1 protein-coding gene is annotated in these 4,828 nt (G+C 73.0%); it reads left to right on the plus strand.

Annotation, left to right across the window (positions count from 1 at the left end; genetic code table 11):
* Window positions 1-19 precede the first annotated feature (19 nt).
* Window positions 20-4,828, plus strand: a 4,809-nt coding sequence (locus ACHFIV_RS11215) for an SDR family NAD(P)-dependent oxidoreductase (protein WP_398966377.1), incomplete at its 3' end; no start/stop codon positions are given.

Consider the following 4,828-nt stretch of genomic DNA (forward strand, 5'->3'; position numbering starts at 1 on the left):
CATCCTCGAGGAACCGCCCGTGGCGGCCGAGGAGAGCGGTGACGCACCGGTACGGGAGCTCCCCGTCGTGCCGTGGCCGCTCTCGGCCGCTGTCGGCCCCGGCGCACTCGAGGCGCAGGCGAGCGCCCTGGCCGAGCACATCGACGCGGTGGGCACACAGGCGTCCGGCGCGCTGGACGTCGGCTTCTCCCTGGCCACCGGCCGGGCGGCCCTGGCCCAACGCGCGGTGGTACTGGCGGACAGCCGCGACGGACTCCTCGACGGCCTCCACTCCCTGGCGGCCGGACGGCAGTCCGCCGGCGTCGTGCGCGGCTCGGTGGTGGACGGCAGACTGGCCTTCCTCTTCCCGGGCCAGGGCTCGCAGTGGCAAGGCATGGGTCGCCGGCTGTACGAGACGTATCCGGTGTTCAAGGACGCATTCGACAGCGTATGCGCGGAACTGGACACCCCTCTCGGCCGGCCGCTGCGCGACATCGTGTTCGACGGGGGCGACCTGCTGGACCGTACGGAGTTCACCCAGCCCGCGATCTTCGCCGTCGAGATCGCGCTCTTCCGGCTGGTCTCGTCGTGGGGTGTCACCCCTGACCTCCTGATGGGGCACTCCTTCGGTGAGCTCGCCGCAGCGCACGTCGCAGGCGTCCTCTCGCTGGAGGACGCGTCGGCACTGGTCGCCGCCCGGGGCCGTCTGACACAGGCCATGCGATCCGACGGCGCCATGGTGTCCCTCCAGGCCGACGAGGACGAGGTCCTCCCGCTGCTCACCGACCGGGTCTCGATCGCCGCGCTCAACGGACCCTCGTCGACGGTGATCTCGGGTGACGAGGACGCCGCGCTGGCGATAGCCGCCCACTTCGAGGCGGAAGGCCGCAAGACCAAGCGGCTGCGGGTCAGCCACGCCTTCCACTCCCCCCACACGGAGGAGCTGTTCGACGAGTATCGGGCGGTCGCCGCAGGTCTGACCTTCCACCCGGCGAACATCGCCATCGTCTCCACCGTCACCGGCCGGCTCGCCGAGCCCGGCGAACTCGGCGACCCGGAGTACTGGGTTCGCCACCTCCGCCACACCGTCCGTTTCCACGAGGGGACGCTGAGCCTCCAGCAGCAGGGCGCCCTCACGTTCCTCGAGCTCGGACCCGGCGGCGTCCTGTCCGGCTTGGCGCAGCAGAGCCTCAGCGGAGAGGGACACGCCTGTCTGCCCGCCCTCCGCCGCAACTGGGACGAGCCGCAGTCGTTGCTCCGGACAGTGGCGGAACTGCATGTGCGCGGTCAGCACGTCGACTGGCCCTCCTACTTCGAGGGGACCGCGCCCCACCGGGTCGGTCTGCCGACATACGCCTTCCAGCACGAGGAGTTCTGGCCCCAGCCACATCCCCACCCGCCGGGCGGACCCGGACCGCTCACGGCGCAGGACCCGGCTCAGGCCCGCTTCTGGGAAGCCGTCGACGGCGGCGACCCGCAGGCCCTGGCCGAGGCACTCGGCATCGAGGACGACCTGCGCTCCTCGCTCACCGACCTGGTCCCCGTCCTGGCGTCGTGGCGACGCCGGCACAGGGACGAGTCGACGGTCGACTCATGGCGCTACCGCATCACCTGGAAGCCGCTGACGACCGCCCCCACGGCCGGTCCGGCCGGCACCTGGCTCCTCGCCGTCCCCGGACACCTGGCCCGGGACGAGGCGGTGGACGCGGTCGAACGCGAGCTGGCAGCCGGCGGCGCCGACATCGCACGGCTCCTGATCAGCACGGACGGAAACGACCGGGCCACGGTCGCCCGCACCCTGGACGACGCACTCACCAAGAGCGGCCCGCTCACCGGAGTCGTGTCACTGCTCGCGCTGGACGAGGAAGCGGACCACAGCCACCCGGTGCTGCCGGGCGGGCTCTGCTCCCTGCTGTCGCTGATCCAGGCCCTCATGGACCTGGAGGAGGACATCCCGCTGTGGTGCGTGACCCGCGGCGCGATGTCCATCGGGCGTTCCGAGGCGCCCACAGGAGCCGTCCAGGCACTGACCTGGGGCCTGGGCCGGGTGCTCGGCCTGGAGCGCGCCGAGCGCTGGGGCGGCCTCGTCGATCTTCCGGCCGACCTCGGCACCCTCGACTCCCGGGCGTGGGCGCGCATGCGCGGCGTGCTGGCCGGGCCCGTCGGTGAGGACCAGGTCGCCGTACGGCAGGGGGGCGTCTTCGGACGCCGGCTCGTACGAGCACAGGGACCCACCGCCTCGACGCCGTGGCATCCGTCCGGGACCGCACTCATCACCGGCGGAACGGGCGCGCTGGGTGCCCACGTCGCCCGCCACCTGGCCCGCGAGGGCGTGGAGCACCTCGTACTCACCGGCCGACGCGGTCCCGCCGCCGAAGGCGCGCTCGCGCTCCACGCCGAACTCGCCGCCCTGGGTGCCCGCGTGACGATCGCGGCCTGCGACGTCGCCGACCGTGACGCGCTCGCCGCGCTCGTGGACCAGGTGCAGGCGGACGACGGCAGGCCCATCGGGACGGTCGTCCACGCCGCCGGCACGACCGTGACGGCCGGACTCGCCGAGTCGGAACCCGCGGACGTCGCGGAAGCCCTCACGGCCAAGGTGGCCGGCGCCGCGAACCTGGACGGCCTCTTCGGGACGGACGCGTGCGGGACGCTCGGCGCGTTCATCCTGTTCGCCTCGGGTGCCGGAGTGTGGGGCGCCGCCGGACAGGGCGCCTACGCGGCGGGCAACGCCTACCTGGACGGCCTGGCGGAGCACCGGCGCAGCCGGGGACTCCCCGCCACATCGGTCGCCTGGGGCGGCTGGTCCGGTGGCGGCATGGCCGACGGTGACGCCCAGGACATGCTCGCCCGTCGCGGGCTCGCGGGCATGGACCCGCAGCTGGCCACAGGCGCTCTCGTGCGAGCGGTCGAGACGGGCGAGACGTGCCTGACCGTCGCCGACATCGACTGGTCCCTGTTCGCCCCGGCGTTCACGCTGGCGCACCCCAGACCGCTCATCGGTGACATCCCTGAGGCAGCCGAAGCCCTCCGGGGCAGCGCTGTGGAGGCCGGCGACGTCCAGGACGGAGCCGCGGCGGTGCTGCGCGCCAGGCTGAGCGGACTCTCCGCGACCGAGAGCGACAGGGAACTGCTCGACCTGGTCAGGACCGAGGCCGCCGCGGTACTGGGCCATCCCTCGGCCGAAGCCGTCCCCGCCGACCGGGCCTTCCGTGATCTGGGCTTCGACTCCCTGACCGCAGTCGAGCTGCGCAACCGCCTGAACAGGGCCACCGGGCTCGACCTCCCCGCGACCCTCGTGTTCGACCACCCGACACCGGCACACATCGCCACGGACCTGCTGGCGCCGCTGCTCGGGGGCCGGAGCGCCGAGACCCCCGTCTCCGCAGCCGCCCCCCTCCACGCCGATGACGACCCGATCGCCATCGTCGGTATGAGCTGCCGCTACCCGGGCGGCGTCCGGTCACCGGAAGACCTGTGGGACCTGGTCGCCGAAGGCCGCGACGCCATCGCGGAATTCCCCGCGGACCGGGGCTGGGACCTCGACAGGCTGTTCAGCCAGGACCGGGGCCGCCCCGGCACCACCTACTGGGACGAAGGCGGGTTCGTCCACGACGCGGGTGAATTCGACGCCGGACTGTTCGGGATCTCGCCGCGCGAGGCGCTCGCGATGGACCCCCAGCAGCGGCTCCTCCTCGAAACCGCGTGGGAGACCTTCGAGCGGGCCGGCATCAGCCCGTCCGCCGTGCGCGGCACCCGCACCAGTGTGTTCACCGGGACCAACGGGCAGGACTACGCCACCGTCCTGCTCGGCTCCCCGGACGCCGGAGCGGGCTCGCTGGCCACCAGCAACGCCGCCAGTGTCGTCTCGGGCCGGCTCTCCTACACCTTCGGCCTCGAAGGGCCGGCGGTGACCGTGGACACCGCCTGCTCGTCCTCACTCGTGGCGATGCACCTGGCGGTCCAGGCACTGAGGGCGGGGGAGTGCTCGCTGGCACTGGCCGGGGGAGTCACGGTCATGTCGACACCGGCGGCGTTCGTGGAGTTCAGCAGGCAGGGAGCGCTGGCCTCCGACGGACGCTGCAAGTCCTTCGCCGACGCGGCGGACGGGACGGGCTGGGGCGAGGGCGTCGGACTGCTGCTCATGGAGCGACTGTCCGACGCGCGGAGCAACGGACACGAGGTGCTGGCCGTCCTCCGCGGCTCCGCCGTCAACCAGGACGGTGCGTCGAACGGCCTCACGGCGCCCAACGGTCCTGCGCAGCAGCGCGTCATCCGACAGGCCCTCGCCTCGGCCGGACTGGAACCGTCCCAGGTCGACGCGGTCGACGGACACGGCACGGGGACGACACTGGGCGACCCGATCGAGGCGCAGGCCCTGCTCGCGACCTACGGACAGGAGAGGCCGGAGGACCGGCCGCTGCTCCTGGGGTCGGTCAAGTCGAACATCGGTCACACCCAGGCCGCCGCCGGTGTGGCCGGTGTGATCAAGATGGTGATGGCGATGCGGCACGGTGTGCTGCCCCGGACCCTGCACGTCGACGAACCGTCCACCCACGTCGACTGGTCCACCGGAGCGGTCGAGCTCCTGCGGGACCGCGCCGAATGGCCCGAGACGGGCGAGCCACGACGGGCCGGCGTGTCGTCCTTCGGCGTCAGCGGGACGAACGCCCACGTGATCCTGGAGCAGGCGCCGCCGGCGGAGGTGGCCGCGTCCTCCACCCCTGTCACGGTGCCGGTGACGCCTTGGGCGGCGTCGTCGAGGTCCGAGACGGGTCTGTCCGCACAGGTGGAGCGGTTGTGCGCGTTCGCCGAGGGCCGGGATCCGGTGGATGTCGGGTTCTCGTCG

It is taken from the genome of Streptomyces sp. ALB3, assembly GCF_044385685.1.
Classification (GTDB): domain Bacteria; phylum Actinomycetota; class Actinomycetes; order Streptomycetales; family Streptomycetaceae; genus Streptomyces.